This is a genomic window from Saccharopolyspora tripterygii (genome assembly GCF_054778355.1).
The window spans coordinates 363185-379547 of sequence record NZ_BAAGZP010000020.1 but is presented as its reverse complement, the minus strand read 5'-3'; the positions used below and the strand labels follow the sequence as shown (position 1 = coordinate 379547).

The window sequence follows — 16363 nt, the reverse complement described above, 5'->3', positions numbered from 1 at the left end:
CTCACCACGGCCACGATCGCCCTCGGAACCCGTCGGCTCCGAGGGCGATCGTGGTGGTGAAGATCAGAACAGCGCGCTGGCGAGGTTGCGACGGGCCTTGGTGACCCGCTCGTCGCCCCCGGGGAAGATCTCGAACATCTCGACCAGGTGCGTGCGAACCCGGTCGCGGTCGTCTCCCGCGGTGCGCTTGACGGTCTGGATGAGGCGGCTGAAGCCCTCGTCGACCTTGCCGAACGCGACCTCCGCGTCAGCGGCGGCGATCTGTGCGTCGAGGTCGTCCGGTGCGGCGTCGGCGCGCTCGATCGCCGACGGGTCGGCCTGCTCGGCGCGGGCCATGAAGCGCACCTGCATCAGAGCGGCCTTGGCCTGCTCGTTGGCGGGCTCGCTGTCGAGGATCTGCTGGTACGCGGCCTCGGCGGCGGCGAAGTCGCCCTGCTCCAAGGCGTCCTCGGCCGCGGTGAACCGCGGGTCCTCGAGCTCTTCTTCCGGCTCGGCGCCCTCAGCCGCGCCTTCCTCGGCCGCCCGGATGCCGGGCAACTGGTCGCGCAGGGCGTTGAGCAGGGAGTCGATCCACTCCCGCAACTGCGGTTCCGGCTGAGCACCGGCGAAGCCGTCGACCGGCTGACCACCGGCGACCGCGATCACCATGGGCACCGACTGGACCTGGAACAGCTGCGCGATCCGGGGGTTCGCGTCGACGTCGACCTTGGCCAGCACCCAGGCGCCGTTGCCCTCGCGCGCGAGCTTCTCCAGCGCGGGCGAGAGCTGCTTGCACGGCTCGCACCAGGTCGCCCACAGGTCCACGACGACCGGAACCTGCAGGGATCGCTCGACCACCTCGGCCTGGAAATCGGCCTCGGTGACCTCGATGATCGCCGGGTGCGATTGCCCGGCAGCTCCGTCACCGCCGCTGGGCGGCTGCGCGCTGGAGTTGGCGGCCTCGGCACGGTTCTTGAGTGCCGACAGGTCGACTGCGCCCGCCATCCCGGCGGACATCGCTGCTGCGTTCTGGCGTGGATCCGGCCTCGTCACGGTTTCCATCCTGACACGTCCTACCTGCGGCGTGGCGCGTGGGCGTGCGATGAAGGGAACCTTTCTCGCACGAGCGGACGCAAGGTCACATCCGGGCGGCGAGCCGGTCACCGAATGCACTCGCCCGACACGCCGAAAACGCAAAGATCAATTCGAATTGGTGAACGAAGACACTCGAACAGGTGGAGTAGGCGATCAAACCCTCATGTTCTCCCGCAGTGATCGCCGAAGAGGACACAGAGCCCGCGGGGGACTGTTCGTCCGCTCGCGGGCCGCGGGGTCTCTCGTGGGGGACCTTCGGCCAGTAGTTCAACGAGAGGTTCGAAACAGTGCGTATTGCAACCCGTGTTGCCGGTGCCGCCGGCGTCGCCGCCCTCAGCATCGTGACCCTGGGCAGCGCCGCGTTCGCTGACACCGCCGACAACGACGGCGTCAACCTGCTGGACGACAACAACATCAGCGCCGTCCCGGTGCAGGCCTGCGGCAACAACGTGGGTGCCGCGATCGGCGTCGTCGTCCCGGTTCTGTCGCCGCAGAGCAGCGAGTGCGTCAACGCCCCGGTGGTGGACCACCCGGAGGGCTGACGTCAGTCGAGCCTGACGTGATCACGGGGGTGGTGCCGATGGCACCACCCCCGTTTCGCGTTCACCTACTGTTCCCGAAGATGTTGCTCGACCCGCTCCACCTTCGCCCGCAGCTGCCCTGAGTGCCCGGGCCGGATGTCGGCCTTGAGCACCAGGCTCGTGCGCGGGGCCTGCGCGGACACGGCCTCAGTGGCCCGTTTGACGACGTCCATGACCTCGTCCCACTCGCCCTCGATCGTGGTGAACATCGACGTCGTCTCGTGCGGCAGACCGGAATCCCGGACCACCTTCACAGCAGCTGCGACCGCCTCGCTGACACCGTCGCTCTCACCGGCCCCGCTCGGGGCCACGCTGAACGCCACCAGCACGTCTGCCTCCTCCGATCAGTCCACGTCATTCAAGTCCTGGAACCAGTAGTAGCAGCACAGTCATCAGACGTGCTTCCTCTCGCTGCTAGCGTCGGCGCTATGAGCTCCCGTGGCCCGCTGCCCTTCGACCCCATCGCCCGAGCGGCCGAGACCTGGGCAGAGCGGATCGGCCCGTCCACGACGATGGCAGCGGTGACCAGCGTGATGCGCGTGCAGCAGATCCTGCAGTCAGCGGTCGACAACGCCCTGCGCGCGCACAACCTCACCTTCGCCCGGTACGAAGCCCTCGTGCTGCTGACGTTCTCCAAGCGCGGCAGCCTGCCGATGCGGGTCATGGGCGACCGGCTCCAGCTGCACCCGACCAGCGTGACCAACATCGTCGACAGGCTCGAGCAGGACGACCTGGTCCGGCGCGTCCCGCACCCGACGGACCGGCGCACCACCCTGGTGGAGATCACCGAGCAGGGCCGGGACCTCATGCAGAAGGCGACCGACTCGGTCACCGAGATCGACTTCGGCCTCAGCGGCATCACCGAACGTCAGACCCAGCAGCTCACCGAACTGCTCGGCAAGGTCCGCCACTCCGCGGGCGACTTCTAGTTGAGCTCCTTGAGCGCGTAGCGCACCTGACCCCAGAACGTCGGGGCGTCGGAGTCCGGAACGGTGAGCATGCCGCGGCGATTGGCCCAGCGCTCGAACCACACCGTCGCCAGCGGCGGCACCGAGGCCACCAACGCCAGCGCCAACGTCCAGAAGCGCCAGCGCAGCGGGCTGAACACGACCAGCGCGGTCACCACGTACGCGGTGAACAGCGCGCCGTGGACCGAGCCCATGACGGTCACGCCCAGCGGCCACCCGAGCCCGTACTTGAACGCCATCGCCACCAGCAGTCCTGCCCACGAGAACGCCTCGGCGATCGCGACCAGCCGGAACCACCCGCCATAGCTACGCGGCACGTCGACCCCACTTCCGATTGCACGGCACCTCTAGCGAGTGTGCCCGGTGACGCGGGTCACGGAGACGCCGGAGTCGCCTGCTCGTCGACCCAAGCCAGGTAATCGGGGTTCCCGCCGACGATCGGCGTCGCGATGATCTCCGGGACGTCGTAGCCGTGATGGGTCTTCAGGTGCGCGACGAGCGCGTCCAACCGACCGCTGGAGGTCTTGATCTGCAGCTGCCACTCCGGGTCGTCCTGGGCCGCGCCCTCCCACACGTAGAAGCTGCGGATCGGCACGACCTGCACGCACGCCCCGAGCCGGGCCTCCACGACGCCCCTCGCGAGCTCGGCGGCGGACTCCTCGGAGTCGGTGGTGGTCACCACCTGAACATGATCAGCCATGGCCTCCAGGGTATCCCCGCAACGGGAACGAGGATGGGAACCTCTCACTCACCACCGGTGGCAGGAAGGTTCCCATCCCCGCCTCAGCGCCGCGCTCCGCGCAGCAGGTTCGCCTCGGTGCTCAGGTAGTTGTCGCGGTAGTCCAGCCGCGGGGTGTCGGAGAACAGCAGCCAGTAGTACTTCATCTGCTCCGACCACCAGTAGCCCGGACAAGTGTCCTGTTGGGACGGTGGTGCGGCGGTGACGTCCGCCAGGGACGCGAAGCCGTACTTCGCCTTGGAAGTGGCCACCATGTTCTTGAAGTGGGTGTGTGCGCGCTCGCGGAACACCTCGTCGCCGGTGGCCAGCCACAGCATGAGCGCGGAGTCGGCGAACTCCGGGCGCAGCGCGTTGTCGACGCGGGTCGCCTTCATCGTCGAGTAGTCCACGAAGGTCGGGATCACGCCGAATTGGTCCTGCACCACGTTGAACGCATCGTGGTAAGCGCGACCTTCGGCGACACGGCCGGATTCTGCGAGCAGGCCCGCGTAGAAGCCGGCGAGGACGCTTTGCTCCCGGCTGAGGACCTCACCGGTGAAGGCGTCGACCTGCGGAAACCACAGCATCCCGTCCCGGTGTTCGGCCTGCTTCGACAGGATCGCGTCGGTGAGCGCGTCGTACCACTGCTTGAGCTCCGGGTCGCCGAACAACCGGTACCCGTCCCACAGGTACTCGTAGTACGAGTCGCCGGGCGGTCCGACGGTCGCCTGGCGGTTGCGCCACTGCCCCGTCTCGGCGTTGATGTCGTGCGGCAGGAGGCCGATGTCGGTGCGCTGGTCGTAGGCGACGCGCATCGCTCGTTTCGCCAGTTCGTAATAGCGGTTGTCCCCGGTCCACTCCGACAGGACGCCGAATTCGGCGATGTAGGTGCCGATCTCGACGATGTTGGTCTCCGGGTCGCTGACCTGCCCGGTCGCCAGGTTCACGTACCGGTAGGGCAAGCCCGTCGGAGACCGGGTGAAAGCCGGCAGGAGCCGGTCGGCGACGTCCTTGGCGCGCTCGAGAAGCCGTGGATCACCGGTGCAGTGGTAGGCGGCCGCGAGGCCTCCGACCATGCGGATGTTGGTCTCGAAGACCTGGAAGGGAGCGTCGATGTTGAAGTCGAGGTCGTCGACGATCCACTGCACGGCTCGCTCGACCTCGGCGTCGGCTTCCATCAGCCACAGCGTGTCCACCGCCTCGACGACGCTCAGGCCGACCGAGTGCCCCTCGACGAAGAAGTCCTCCCGTCCGCCCGAGATCGGTTTGATGTGGTCGGCGCCGAAGGCGCGGTCGACGTAGTGGCGCCACGCCCACAGGAATTCCTCGCGAACGGCGTCGGCAACCGGTTTCCAACTCCCCTGCGCCGACGAGGGGAGCGACGTGGTCGCGAACATCCCGCCTGCGACGGCCGCAGCACCCATCGCGCGCAAAACGGATCTTCTGGACATGCCTGGAAGCATCGTCTTCTCCGCACCTAGACAACCTTGTCAAGCCACGCCGACCCACCGTCGCGGGCCGACGCGGACGAGGTCAACGCTCAGCGCCGTTCCTGTCGCTTTTGGCCACCGAGGGCGCCGATCAGGCGCATCGGTTGCGGCTGCCGGATGCCTTGACCCCTCCCTCCGCACGGCGCTGAACCGCGAGGAAGGGAACCTTCCTGTCACTTCCCCGCGCCCGGCGGCAGCGATCTCGGCGCGCCCGCCGCGGTTGGGCCGGGTGGCGCAAGCGGCGCGTCCGAGCGCAGCAGAACCGGACGAACAGCATTGACAAACCGCTCGCGGGTGGGGTCCAATCCGCTCCGCCATGACAACGTTGTCTGATTCGAGAAGCGTCCGCCGCGCCACCATGACCGATGTCGCGCGGCTGGCCGGTGTGAGCGTCAAAACGGTCTCCCGCGTCGTCAACGCCGAAGCCGGGGTTCATCCGGTGACCGCGCAACGCGTGCTCTCCGCGATCGACCAGCTCGGCTTCCGCCGCAACGTCAGCGCCCGCAACCTGCGCCGCGGCACCGGGACCGGCACCCTCGGCCTGGTCCTGGAAGACCTGGCCAACCCCTTCTACTCGATGCTGACCCGCGCGGTGGAGGAAGTCGCCCAGGTGCAGGGCAAGCAGGTCCTCACCGGTTCCTCCGACGAGGACCCGACTCGTGAACGAGAGCTGGTCCTGGAGTTCTGCGCCCGCCGAGTCGACGGGCTGATCGTCGTCCCCGCCGGTCACCAGCACGGCTACATCGCGCACGAGATCAACACGGGCACACCGGTCGTCTTCGTCGACCGCCCGCCGGGCAACCTCGAAGCGGACTCGGTGCTCATCGACAACGCCGGCGGGACGGCGCAGGCCGCCCGGCACCTCGCCGAGCAAGGCCACCGCCGCATCGGCTTCCTGGGCGACGCCCCCGAGATCCACACCGCCTCCGAACGGCTGCGCGGATTCCGCGAGGGCTGCGCCCAGGCCGGCGTGCCCTTCGACCCCGAGCTGGTCGTGATGGGACCGCACAGCGACGAATCCGTGTCCGCAGCGCTCTCCGGCCCGCTGCGCGACGCCACCGCGCTGGTCACCGGCAACAACCGGATCACCATCCACGCGCTGCGCTCGCTGTCCGGTCGGCCTTCGCGACCTGCGCTGGTCGGCTTCGACGACTTCGAGCTGGCCGACCTGCTGGACCCACCGATCACCGTGGTCACCCACGACACCTGGGCGCTGGGCAAGTCCGCGGCCGAGTTGCTGTTCGCGCGGCTGGACGGCGACACGTCGCCGCCCGGCCGCGTGGTCGTCCCGACCAGGCTGCTGGTCCGAGGATCTGGAGAGGTAGTTCGTTGAGTTCCGTCCACAGTTCACCATCCGCGCAGCCCACGGTGCTGCCAGCGAACCAACCCCGGCAGTTCTACCGGGGCGGGGCGTCGATCGCCGCGTTGCGCGGCGGCGGCGACGACCGCGAGTTCGGCCCCGAAGACTGGGTCGCGTCCACCACCACCCGGTTCGGCCAGGAGGAGTCCGGTCTTTCGCGGCTGCCCGACGGACAGCTGCTGCGGGACGTCGTCAGCAGCGACCCGCAGTCCTGGCTGGGGACCGATCACGTGTCGGCCTTCGGTGAGAGCACCGCGCTGCTGGTGAAGCTGCTCGACGCCGGACAGCGGCTGCCGGTCCACTGCCACCCCGACGACGGATTCGCCAAGCGGCACCTGGGTTCTCGCTTCGGCAAGACCGAAGCGTGGATCGTGGTGGGGACCAGCGGCGCGAACCCCGTGGTCTACCTGGGCTTCCGGGAGGACGTGTCCCCGGAGGTCGTGGCCGAGTGGGTGCGCACCCAGGACTCCTCGGCGATGCTGGGCTCGCTCAACGAGATCCCGGTCAAGCCTGGCGACACGGTGCACGTTCCCGCCGGCACCCCGCACGCCATCGGCGCCGGGGTCTTCATCGTGGAGCTGCAGCAGCCCACCGATTTTTCGATCACCCTCGAGTGGCAGGGATTCCTGGCCGATGCCGAAGGCGCGTTCCTCGGCTTGGAGACCACCACCGCGTTGGAGACCGTCAACCGATCCGGGTTCGACGACGCTCTCCTCGAATCGTTGATCAAGCGCACCGGCGGGCTGGGTGAAGGACGCGTTCCACTGCTCGCCGACGACGCCGCGCCGTTCTTCCGCGCCGACCGCGTGCACGGTTCGGCCGAGATCGACCCCTCCTTCGGGGTGCTGATCGTGCTGGACGGCAGCGGGGAACTGCACTGCGCGAATGGTTCCCCTGTGCAGCTCAGCCGCGGTGCCACCGCCGTCGTTCCGCACGCCGCCGGGCAGACCCGCCTCGAAGGGGACCTCACCACCGTGCTGTGCAGACCTCCATCAGCTGGGAGCCACGCATGACCGAACCACTTCTCGAAGCACGTGATCTAGTCAAGCGCTACGGCAGCGTGGAAGCGCTGCGAGGGGCCTCCTTCACCGTGCATCCCGGTGAGGTGGTCGCGCTCATCGGTGACAACGGTGCCGGCAAGTCGACCCTGGTGAAGTGCCTCTCCGGGGTGGAGCAGCCGGATTCGGGCCAGATCCTGGTCGATGGCACACCCGTGTCGCTGGACTCGCCGTCCGCTGCGCGCGGTCACGGCATCGAAACCGCCTACCAGGACTTGGCCGTCGCGCCGGACCTGGACCCGGCCGCGAACCTCTTCCTGGGACGCGAGATCCGGCGTCCCGGCCTGCTCGGCAAGCTCGGGATGCTGGACAAGGCCAAGATGCGCGCCGAGGCCACCGAGCAGTTCGCCAAGTTCGGCGTGGCACTGCCCGACCTGTCGGTGCCGATCGGGGCGCTGTCGGGCGGGCAGCGGCAGAGCGTCGCGGTGGCGCGGTCGGTCGCGTGGGCGAGCCGGCTGGTGTTCCTCGACGAACCGACCGCCGCGCTGGGCGTGGTGCAGCGGGAACGCGTCCTCGACGTCGTCCGGCGGGTTCGCGACAACGGGATGGCCGTCGTGCTGATCAGCCACAACATGCCCGAGGTGCTCTCGGTTGCCGACCGCGTCGAGGTGCTGCGCCTGGGCAGCAGGGTGGCGCGGTTCAAGGCGTCGGAAGCCAAGTTGGAAGACCTGGTCGGCGCGATGACCGGGGCCTTGTCGCAGGAGGACGCGAGCTGATGTCCACTCCGCAGAAGACTTCCCCCGAGACGCCGGTGCAGCAGTCTCCCGACGAACCCGCTGTGAGCCTCCGCTCACGGCTGGCCGGATCCAACACCGTGTGGACGGGCCTGGTGCTCGTGGTGCTGTGCGCCCTGTTCGGCGCGCTGCGGCCGGACGCCTTCCTGACCCTGTTCAACGTGCAGAACCTGCTGGTGCAGGCCGCGCCGCTGCTGATGCTCGCGGTGGGCATGACCTTCGTGATCATCACCTCCGGCATCGACCTCTCGGTGGGTTCGGTGCTGGTGTTCGCCGGGGTCGTCTCGGCGATGACCATGGAGGCGCTCAGCGGTGGCGACGCCACCGGCGCCAGCTGGGGCGTCATCGCGATCGGGCTGGTCGCCGCGCTGATCGGCGGCGCGGTGTGGGGCCTGCTTAACGGGTTGCTGGTGGCCGTGGCCCGGGTGCCCGCGCTGATCGTCACGCTCGGGTCCTTCGGCGCCGCGCTCGGCGCCGCTCAGCTGCTGACCAACGGCATCGACGTGCGCACGGTTCCGGCCGCGTTGCGCACCACGCTGGGCACGGGCACGTCCTTCGCGGTGGTGCCGAACCTGGTGATCCTGGCCGCGATCATCACGCTGCTGGCGATGTGGCTGCTGCACACCACCGCCTTCGGCCGCTACACCTACGCGATCGGCTCCAACGCCGAAGCCGCGCGGCGCAGCGGGATCAAGGTGACCCGCCACCTCATCGCGGTCTACACGCTCACCGGCGTGCTGGCCGGGCTGGCCGGTTTCATGTCACTGGCCTACTTCGGCACGACCACGATCAGCGGTCACAGCAACGACAACCTCAACTCGATCGCCGCCGTGGTGCTGGGCGGAACCAGCCTCTTCGGCGGCATCGGAACGATTCTCGGCAGCGTCATCGGCGTTTTCATCCCGGCGGTGCTCGACGCCGGATTCGTGATGGCCGGTGTTCGCCCGTTCTGGCAGCCGATCGCTGTCGGAGCGGTCTTGGTCGCCGCGGTCTACCTGGACCAGCGCCGACGTCGGGCCCGCAACAACCGATGACCTGAAAACCCTTTGAAACCAAAGCCTTTTTCAACACAGAGCCGTGTGGAGGTTGTTTCGATGAGAACGCACAAGGGGCTGTTGGCGCTCGGCGCCGCGGCGCTGCTGCTGGCCGGATGCGGTTCCGGGCAGATCGGTGGCACCGGCGGCCAGACCGACCCGAACAACAAGAACCTGGCCCTGATCACCGGTCAGCGCGGTGAACCCTTCTACGTCTCCATCGAGTGCGCGGCGCAGCAGGAAGCCGCAGCGCAGGGTTACCAGCTCAACCCGCAGGCCCCGGAGAAGTTCGAGCAGGCGGAGCAGTCGCAGATCCTCGGCGGCATCGTCAGCAGCAAGCCGGGTGCGGTGATCATCGCCCCGACCGACGACAAGGCCCTGGCCGCGCCGCTGCAGCAGGCGAAGGGCAACGGCATTCAGGTCGTGGAGGTCGACACCGCGCTGGAGGACCGTTCCGTGGCGGTCACCTCGCTGTCGTCGGACAACTACGCCGGCGGACAGCTGGCGGCGCAGACGCTGGTGCAGCTGCTGGGCAGCAAGCCCGGCTCGGTTCTGGCGCTCAACACCAAGGCGGGCACCTCCACCACCGACGAGCGCGCCAAGGGCTTCGAGGACGAGGTCAAGAAGCACCCGAACCTGAAGCTGCTGGCGACCCAGTACACCGAGAACGAGCCGGCCACGGCCGCGCAGATCGTGTCCTCGACGCTGGCGGCAAACCCGGACCTGGTGGGCGTGTTCGGCACGAACCTCAACACCGGTGAGGGCGCGGGCACCGCGCTGTCCAACGCGGGCAAGTCCGGTCAGGTGCAGCTGGTGGGCTTCGACGCGAGCCCCAAGCAGGTCGACGACCTCCGCAACGGGCGGGTGCAGGCCCTCATCGCGCAGAACCCGGGCAAGATCGGCCAGGAGGGCGTCAAGCGCGCCATCGCGGCTATCAAGGGCCAGCCGGTCGAGCGCGAGACCAAGACCGAGATGATCTCCCTGACCCGCGACACCATGGACCAGCAGGCCCAGTACTTCTACAAGTCCCAGTGCTGAGGCTTTGACCGACAGGTGCCCGTCTCGCCACTGGCGAGGCGGGCACCTTCGTCTCACGGGCGGGCTCTGCGGTGCGAGCATGGGAACCTTTCGCTCACCGCTGTGCCTCGGCGCAGGTCGCGGTTACGGTGGGGTTATGGCAGCAATCGGTGAGATGTTCCCCGGTCGCAGGCTCAAGCACGAGGGCGACGAGGACGGTGTTTCCCGCGAGCACGACCCGGGCGGTCCGCTGGACCTGGACCGGGGCGTGGTCTTCCTCGCACCTCGCGAGCCGGCCGCGAAGGAAGAGCCGGAAGAGGACCAGCAGGGCTGAGCCCCTCCCCCCAGCTGAGATCCGCGTCGCGATCACGCGAGTTGCCGCGGATCTGCTGGATCACGCACCGGAGCTACGCGTCTCCGCTAATGTGCCACAGGCAGTTGACACATTTCGCTCGAAAGAGTCTTGATCGTCACTGCACGTAGGTCGTGGTGGAAGGCGCGGTGCTCGCGCGTGATCGAAGCAGGGGGAACGCCGTGCAGCCGAACAACCTGTCCGGGAGCGCAGCTCTCGAACAGACCGAGGCCGTCGAGGACGGCACCGCGCTGATCGGAAACGCCACACCCCCCGGCGCCGGGAACCTCAGCCCCGCCCAGAAGCAAGCCGTCGCCCGCAAGATCGGGCAGGACTGGCAGCGGATCAGCTCCACCGTCGCCGAACTGTTCGCCACCGGCGTGCCCAGCAACGATCCGCGGACCCAGCAGATCGTCCACGAGCACTACCAGTGGCTCGGGCACTTCTGGACGCCCGACCGCGCCTCCTACCTCCGGCTGGCCGAGATGTACGTCAACCAGCCGAAGTTCCGGCAGCGCATCGAGCGCCGCAAGCCCAAGGGCATGGCCGCGTACCTCCGCGACGCGATGACCACCTACGCCTGGTCCCGCCTGCGCTGACCCCCGCGGGAAGTGACAGGAAGGTTCCCATGCACCGGTCCGGCCGGGGCGCGGGTGAGCCGGAGACGACCTTGAGCTCCCCGGCCGGGAGAGCGACGGAGACGGCGCTCACGGCCGCGCCTTGTGGGACCTTGTCGGCCTGTTCGAGTTCAATGAGTCCCATGAGGTGGGTGCTGCACATGGACATGGACGCGTTCTTCGCGTCCGTGGAGCAGCTCACCCGTCCGACCGTGCGCAACCGTCCGGTCCTGGTCGGCGGGCTCGGCCCGCGCGGCACGGTCGCCGGTGCCAGTTACGAAGCCAGGGAGTACGGGGCCAAGTCCGCGATGCCGATGGGCGAGGCGCGTCGGCGCTGCCCGGTGGCGGTCGTCCTGCCGCCGCGCTTCCGCGTCTACCAGGTCGTGAGCCGGCAGGTCCTGGGCATCGTGCGCGAGGTCTCCGACGTCGTGCAGCAGGTGTCGGTCGACGAGGCGTTCCTGGAGCCCACCGAGCTCACCGGTGCCGACGTGCAGCGGGTCGAGGAGTTCGCCGCCGCGCTCCGGGCACGGGTACTGCGCGAGGTCGGGGTGGCGGCCTCGATCGGTGCGGGCCCGGGCAAGCAGTTGGCGAAGATCGCCTCCGGCCTGGCGAAACCCGACGGCATGCTGGTCGTGCCGCCTGACGAGCAGCAAGAACTGCTGTGGGCTCTTCCGGTGCGCAAGATGTGGGGCATCGGTCCGGTCACCGAGTCCAAGCTGCACCGCATCGGGGTCAACACGGTAGGCGAGCTCGCCGCGATGCACTCCCAGGACGTGACGTCCCTGCTCGGGCAAGCCGTCGGCGGCGAACTGCACCGGCTCTCGCAGGGCATCGACGACCACCCCGTAGCCGAACGCGCCGAGGCCAAGCAGGTCAGCGCGGAGACGACCTTCGATCACGACATCGCCGACCGCGAGACGCTGCTGGCCGAGGTCGTCGGCCAGGCCGAGAACGCCCACCGGCGGCTGGTGTCCTCGGGGCGCGCCGCGCGCACGGTGACGCTCAAGGTCCGCGACTCGGACTTCACCACGATCAGCCGCGCCGAGACCTTCTCCTCTGCCACCAGCGAGCTGCACGCCCTCTCGGCCGCGGCCCGCCGTCTCCTGCCGATCGCCTTGCCACCGGGCACTCCCGTGCGGCTGGTCGGGGTGTCCTACTCGGGTCTTGCCACCTCGGAGCAGGAATCACTGTTCGACCACCCCGCCGACCCGGAGGACGGCCCCACCCCCGAACCGGAGGCGGCCGAACCGGCCGGAACGCCGCCGCCATCGTCGCGGCAGTGGCGAGCAGGTGACGACGTCCAGCACGCCGAGCACGGGCACGGCTGGGTCCAGGGGTCCGGGCACGGCCGGGTCACCGTCCGCTTCGAAACGGCTGCGACGGGCAGGGGCGCGGCACGCACCTTCTCCGTCGATGATCCGCTCCTGAGCGCCGCTGACCCGGTCGCGAGCCTGGGTGCCGAGGCCGATCAGCCCTGCGGCGGGGGCGGCAGGTGACGCCGGTACTGGCCCACCCACTTCTGCGGCGCGATGTCCTTGATCGCGCTCTCCAGATCCTTCGGCAGGCTGCTGAACGGCGGGAGGTGGAACCGGTAGCGGTCCGGCGGGAGCCCTTGGACCGTCGGCGCCTCCTCCACCAACCAGCGCTCCAGTTCCGGGTGACGTTCGATGAAACCGGCATCCGCGGGGTAGATCTCCAGCGCGCGGCGGCGCTCCGGGTTCACCGGCCGCTTGTTCTCGATCCACGGCAGCGTGCCGATGCCGACGGCCTTGATCTCACGCCAGTCGACGCCGACGACCTCGCCGCTGGTGCGCGCGTAGAAGCCGCTGCGGTCGATGAGGAACCCGCGGCCGCGCAGCATTCCGCGTGACCCCATCAGGAACCACAGGAACGCCACGCCGAAGACCAGCTGCCAGACCCACATGCCCGGGGTGCTGCCGCTGTTGGCCAGCGTCGCGGCGATCAGCACGGTGCCCAGGCCGCTGATCCCACCGCCGATCAGCAGCGTGCGGAAGCCCGCCGCGCTCACGTCCACGTCGCGAGCGTCGGAGCCCAGCAGTGCGGACGTGGGCGCGGCTGCCGGCGGGTGGGGTCCCGCCGCCGGTCGCCCCTCGGCGTAGCGAGCGGTCCCGCGCGGAATCGTGCGCGTCGGTTCGCCCCAGTCAGCTCGTTGCCATCCCCCTGGAAGCCACTTCATGCCATCCAGGGTAGCCACGAACCAGACAGTTGATCATGAAGGTGGGCAAATCCCCGGGTACCTCTCAGGGATTTCTCCGGGATGCCGAGGTCAGGCTGAGGGGACCCTGAGCAGCAGGGCGTCGCCCTGACCACCGCCGCCGCACAACGCTGCGGCACCGGTCCCGCCGCCGCGGCGCTTGAGCTCGAGCGCGAGGTGCAGTGCGAGGCGGGCGCCGGACATCCCGATCGGGTGTCCCAGCGCGATCGCGCCGCCGTTGACGTTGACCTTCTCCTCGTCGATTCCCAGCTGGCGGGTCGAGACGATGCCGACCGCGGCGAAAGCCTCGTTGATCTCGACCAGGTCCAGGCCGGTCGCGTCGACACCGGCCTTCTCGCAGGCCTTCTTGATCGCGTTCGACGGCTGCTCGTGCAGGCTCGCGTCCGGGCCGGCCACCACGCCGTGCGCGCCGATCTCGGCCAGGTAGTCCAAGCCCAGCTCTTCGGCCTTGGCCTTGCTCATCACCACGACCGCTGCGGCGCCGTCGGAGATCTGCGAGGCCGAGCCCGCGGTGATCGTGCCGTCGGCGGAGAAGGCCGGGCGCAACTTGCCCAGCGTTTCGGTGGTGGTCGCACCGCGCACGCCCTCGTCGGTGTCGAACACGACCGGGTCGCCCTTGCGCTGCGGGATCTCCACCGACGCGATCTCCTCGGCGAACGCACCGGACTCGATAGCGGCTGCGGCGCGCTGGTGAGACCGCGCGGAGAAGGCGTCCTGCTCCTCGCGGGTCAGCTCGTAGCGAGCGTTGTGCTTCTCGGTCGACACACCCATCGCGACCTGGTCGAACGCGCAGAACAGCCCGTCGTGCGCCATGTGGTCGAGCATGGTGGTGTCGCCGTACTTGAAGCCCTCGCGCGAACCGGTCAGCAGGTGAGGCGCCTGGGTCATGGACTCCTGGCCACCGGCCACCACGATGTCGAACTCACCGGCCCGGACGAGCTGGTCGGCCAGCGCGATCGCGTCGAGCCCGGACAAGCAGACCTTGTTGATCGTCAGCGCCGGAACGTCCATCGGAATCCCGGCGGCGACAGCGGCCTGGCGGGCGGGGATCTGCCCGGCTCCGGCGGTCAGCACCTGACCCATGATCGTGTACTGCACCTGCTCGGGTGCGACACCGGCGCGCTCCAGCGCGGCCTTGATGGCGACTCCACCGAGCTGCGCACCGGAGAAGTCCTTGAGCGAACCGAGCAGTCGCCCCATCGGGGTGCGCGCGCCCGCAACGATCACAGAACCACTCACGATTGCCTCCCGGTCATCGTCGACACACCAGCTCTTCGGCGTCGCGCACCATCATCTCCCGCGAACGCCATCGGGACCATACCCGCGAACCTCGTGAGCACCGCTTGTGACGACTGCCATAAACGTGCTCGCGGAGTGAGCGGAAGGTTCCCTTGCAGCGGTTTTCCGGGGCCGGAGTGACAGGAAGGTTCCCATGCTCACACCGGCCCCGGAACCGAGCGGCGTCAGCAGTTGCCGGTGCCGGTGGTGGTGTCGCAGAGGGTCGATTCCTCGTCCCACGACAGCTTGCTGCGGGCGTCCACGCCCAACTCCCTGGAGGCGGACACGTCGGTCGACGCACCCGAGTCGCCCTTGAGCCAGTACCTGACCTCGTAGTCGACGCCGCTCTTCTCGTAGGTGAAGACGTAGAACGGGGACGGGAGAGGTGCGGGGCCGTAGTCGTCGGCGGTCCAGGCGTCCTCGCCCTGCGCGGCGCTGGGGTCGACGTACAGGCAGTCGTACTCGGCGCCTTCGAAGGTGCACTTGCGCGCCTCGGCGCCACCGTAGCGCCCGACGTTCTCGTCCTTGGTGACGCCGTCGGAGCCCAGTCGCTGGTAGACGTCCTCGCAGGCACCGGAATCACACGCGTGCCAGTCACCCCACGCCGAGGCGCGGGCGGAGGCTTCGCTGGAACCACCGTTGATCGACGAGCAGTACTTGTCGACCATGTAGGGAACCATCTTCGCGGCCGCGGACGAGCTGTCGATGGCGGTCGCGGCGGTCTCCTTGGAGCCCAGGCCGGCCGAGTCGAGCTGCCACATGCCGACGCCGGGGTTGAAGAACAGTCCCTCCGCCCGCTGCTCGGGATCGGCCAGCGAGGTCTGGTCGTCGTAGCGGGACAGCGTCATCGGGGACGGGGATTCCCCGGAGGGAGAGACCTCCGGCCATGTCGTGGACAGCGCCAGGTTCGTCGCGGCGGCGGCGCTGATGCTGCAGCCGGCTTCGTCGGCTGCGGTGGCGGCCGCGGATTGCACCTGCGCGTACGGTTCCGCACCGAAGTGCAGCGGCGCGAGGGGAACCACCCAGCCGCGGTCTCGGCTCATCCGCTCGGCGTTCGGGTTGGGACCGCCTCCGCCGCTGATGGTCCCGTCATCACCTGCGGCGAGCGCGACGGGAGTGGCCGTCGCGGCGGCGATGCCGAACGAGACGAGGAGGACGGCGAGTCTGCGGGTTCGTTGCGTCTTGACCATTTCTACCCCTTCCGCGTGAATTAGCCACATGCTCGCCTCCGGGACAGAGCACCCGACTCCACCTGTTGGGGCAATTCGATCTTCGGATTTCGCCGCTTTTCCCAGGCTTTCCGCGGCGACTACGCTGCGACCATGCGAGCGGAACTGAACGACCTGGTCACGGCAATCGATCACGTGGGCATCGCGGTCCCCGACCTCGACGAGGCCATCGCCTTCCAACGCGACACCTTCGGCCTCGAGGTCGCCCACTCCGAGGAGAACGAGGAGCAGGGCGTCCGCGAAGCGATGCTGCGCGCTCCCGGCGACACCACCACCACCGGAGCCACCCAGATCCAACTCATCGCACCGCTGCGCGACGACTCCACCATCGCCAAGTTCCTCGACAAGAACGGCCCTGGCCTGCAGCAGCTCGCCTACCGGGTCACCGATGTCGAGGCCGCGATGGCCGCCCTCCACGCCAAGGGCCTGCGCCTGCTCTACGACAAGCCCCGTCGCGGTACCGCCGACAGCCGCATCAACTTCGTCCACCCCAAGGACGCCGGCGGTGTCCTGGTCGAACTGGTCGAGCCGGCGGCCCAGGCCCACTGACCCGCTTGGCCTGCGGCGGGTCCCGCGCGGACCCGCCGTTTGTCGGCTCCGCGACCGGTGCCAGGGAA

At 69.0% G+C, this 16363-nt stretch carries 19 protein-coding genes; 11 read left to right on the top strand and 8 right to left on the bottom strand.

What is annotated here, in order from left to right; all coding sequences use genetic code 11:
• Positions 1–63 precede the first annotated feature (63 nt).
• Positions 64–1041 carry a tetratricopeptide repeat protein gene (locus ACYVF3_RS17720; protein ID WP_461155331.1) on the bottom strand — a complete coding sequence of 326 codons (978 nt, stop codon included), beginning with the start codon at positions 1039–1041 and terminating at the stop codon, positions 64–66.
• Between the two features lie 320 nt (positions 1042–1361).
• Here ACYVF3_RS17720 and ACYVF3_RS17715 point away from each other — a divergent pair, with 320 nt between their 5' ends.
• Entirely contained in the window at positions 1362–1616 is a 255-nt protein-coding gene (locus ACYVF3_RS17715; RefSeq protein ID WP_145737754.1) for a hypothetical protein, read from the top strand.
• Between the two features lie 65 nt (positions 1617–1681).
• Here ACYVF3_RS17715 and ACYVF3_RS17710 read toward each other — a convergent pair whose 3' ends face one another.
• Entirely contained in the window at positions 1682–1984 is a 303-nt protein-coding gene (locus tag ACYVF3_RS17710) for an MTH1187 family thiamine-binding protein (protein ID WP_461155330.1), read from the bottom strand.
• Between the two features lie 99 nt (positions 1985–2083).
• Here ACYVF3_RS17710 and ACYVF3_RS17705 point away from each other — a divergent pair, with 99 nt between their 5' ends.
• Positions 2084–2584: a MarR family winged helix-turn-helix transcriptional regulator gene (locus ACYVF3_RS17705; RefSeq protein ID WP_461155329.1), complete on the top strand. Its 501-nt coding sequence runs from the start codon at positions 2084–2086 to the stop codon at positions 2582–2584.
• Here the strand turns inward: ACYVF3_RS17705 and ACYVF3_RS17700 are convergent.
• The 3 genes from ACYVF3_RS17700 to ACYVF3_RS17690 form a co-directional block, all read right to left on the bottom strand.
• Positions 2581–2940: a DUF3817 domain-containing protein gene (locus tag ACYVF3_RS17700; protein ID WP_461155328.1), complete on the bottom strand. Its 360-nt coding sequence runs from the start codon at positions 2938–2940 to the stop codon at positions 2581–2583. The genes ACYVF3_RS17705 and ACYVF3_RS17700 overlap by 4 nt on opposite strands.
• Before the next feature lie 56 nt (positions 2941–2996).
• Positions 2997–3323 (bottom strand): divalent-cation tolerance protein CutA, encoded by a 327-nt coding sequence (gene cutA, locus ACYVF3_RS17695; RefSeq protein ID WP_461155327.1) that lies wholly within the window; start codon positions 3321–3323, stop codon positions 2997–2999.
• An 83-nt stretch (positions 3324–3406) separates the two neighbouring features.
• A complete protein-coding gene (locus tag ACYVF3_RS17690; protein ID WP_461155326.1) occupies positions 3407–4792 on the bottom strand; it encodes a glycoside hydrolase family 47 protein in 1386 nt (461 codons plus the stop codon).
• Positions 4793–5189: 397 nt separating this feature from the next.
• Between ACYVF3_RS17690 and ACYVF3_RS17685 the strand changes: the two genes are divergently transcribed.
• The 8 genes from ACYVF3_RS17685 (at position 5190) to ACYVF3_RS17650 (ending at position 12499) form a co-directional block, all read left to right on the top strand.
• A complete protein-coding gene (locus tag ACYVF3_RS17685) occupies positions 5190–6164 on the top strand; it encodes a LacI family DNA-binding transcriptional regulator (protein ID WP_461155357.1) in 975 nt (324 codons plus the stop codon).
• A 35-nt stretch (positions 6165–6199) separates the two neighbouring features.
• Positions 6200–7204, top strand: a complete 1005-nt coding sequence (locus ACYVF3_RS17680) for a class I mannose-6-phosphate isomerase (protein ID WP_461155325.1) — start codon at positions 6200–6202, stop codon at positions 7202–7204.
• Positions 7201–7965: an ATP-binding cassette domain-containing protein gene (locus tag ACYVF3_RS17675; RefSeq protein ID WP_461155324.1), complete on the top strand. Its 765-nt coding sequence runs from the start codon at positions 7201–7203 to the stop codon at positions 7963–7965. The genes ACYVF3_RS17680 and ACYVF3_RS17675 overlap by 4 nt, the downstream gene beginning before the upstream one ends.
• Positions 7965–9017, top strand: a complete 1053-nt coding sequence (locus ACYVF3_RS17670; protein WP_461155323.1) for an ABC transporter permease — start codon at positions 7965–7967, stop codon at positions 9015–9017. Before ACYVF3_RS17675 ends, ACYVF3_RS17670 begins: the two co-directional genes overlap by 1 nt.
• Before the next feature lie 60 nt (positions 9018–9077).
• Positions 9078–10055: an ABC transporter substrate-binding protein gene (locus ACYVF3_RS17665; protein ID WP_461155322.1), complete on the top strand. Its 978-nt coding sequence runs from the start codon at positions 9078–9080 to the stop codon at positions 10053–10055.
• Positions 10056–10191: 136 nt separating this feature from the next.
• Positions 10192–10368: a hypothetical protein gene (locus tag ACYVF3_RS17660; protein ID WP_186459303.1), complete on the top strand. Its 177-nt coding sequence runs from the start codon at positions 10192–10194 to the stop codon at positions 10366–10368.
• Between the two features lie 200 nt (positions 10369–10568).
• Positions 10569–10985 carry a TipAS antibiotic-recognition domain-containing protein gene (locus ACYVF3_RS17655; RefSeq protein WP_461155321.1) on the top strand — a complete coding sequence of 139 codons (417 nt, stop codon included), beginning with the start codon at positions 10569–10571 and terminating at the stop codon, positions 10983–10985.
• Positions 10986–11146: 161 nt separating this feature from the next.
• Complete coding sequence (locus tag ACYVF3_RS17650) at positions 11147–12499, top strand: DNA polymerase IV (protein WP_461155320.1); 1353 nt, start codon at positions 11147–11149, stop codon at positions 12497–12499.
• On the opposite strand, the gene ACYVF3_RS17645 is transcribed toward ACYVF3_RS17650, so the two are convergent.
• From ACYVF3_RS17645 to ACYVF3_RS17635, 3 genes are all read right to left on the bottom strand, one after another.
• Positions 12472–13200 (bottom strand): hypothetical protein, encoded by a 729-nt coding sequence (locus ACYVF3_RS17645; protein ID WP_461155319.1) that lies wholly within the window; start codon positions 13198–13200, stop codon positions 12472–12474. The genes ACYVF3_RS17650 and ACYVF3_RS17645 overlap by 28 nt on opposite strands.
• Positions 13201–13290: 90 nt before the next feature.
• Positions 13291–14478 carry an acetyl-CoA C-acetyltransferase gene (locus tag ACYVF3_RS17640; protein WP_461155318.1) on the bottom strand — a complete coding sequence of 396 codons (1188 nt, stop codon included), beginning with the start codon at positions 14476–14478 and terminating at the stop codon, positions 13291–13293.
• Between the two features lie 224 nt (positions 14479–14702).
• A complete protein-coding gene (locus ACYVF3_RS17635) occupies positions 14703–15707 on the bottom strand; it encodes a hypothetical protein (protein WP_461155317.1) in 1005 nt (334 codons plus the stop codon).
• A 132-nt stretch (positions 15708–15839) separates the two neighbouring features.
• Here ACYVF3_RS17635 and mce point away from each other — a divergent pair, with 132 nt between their 5' ends.
• Complete coding sequence (mce, locus tag ACYVF3_RS17630) at positions 15840–16295, top strand: methylmalonyl-CoA epimerase (RefSeq protein WP_461155316.1); 456 nt, start codon at positions 15840–15842, stop codon at positions 16293–16295.
• Positions 16296–16363: the final 68 nt, after the last annotated feature.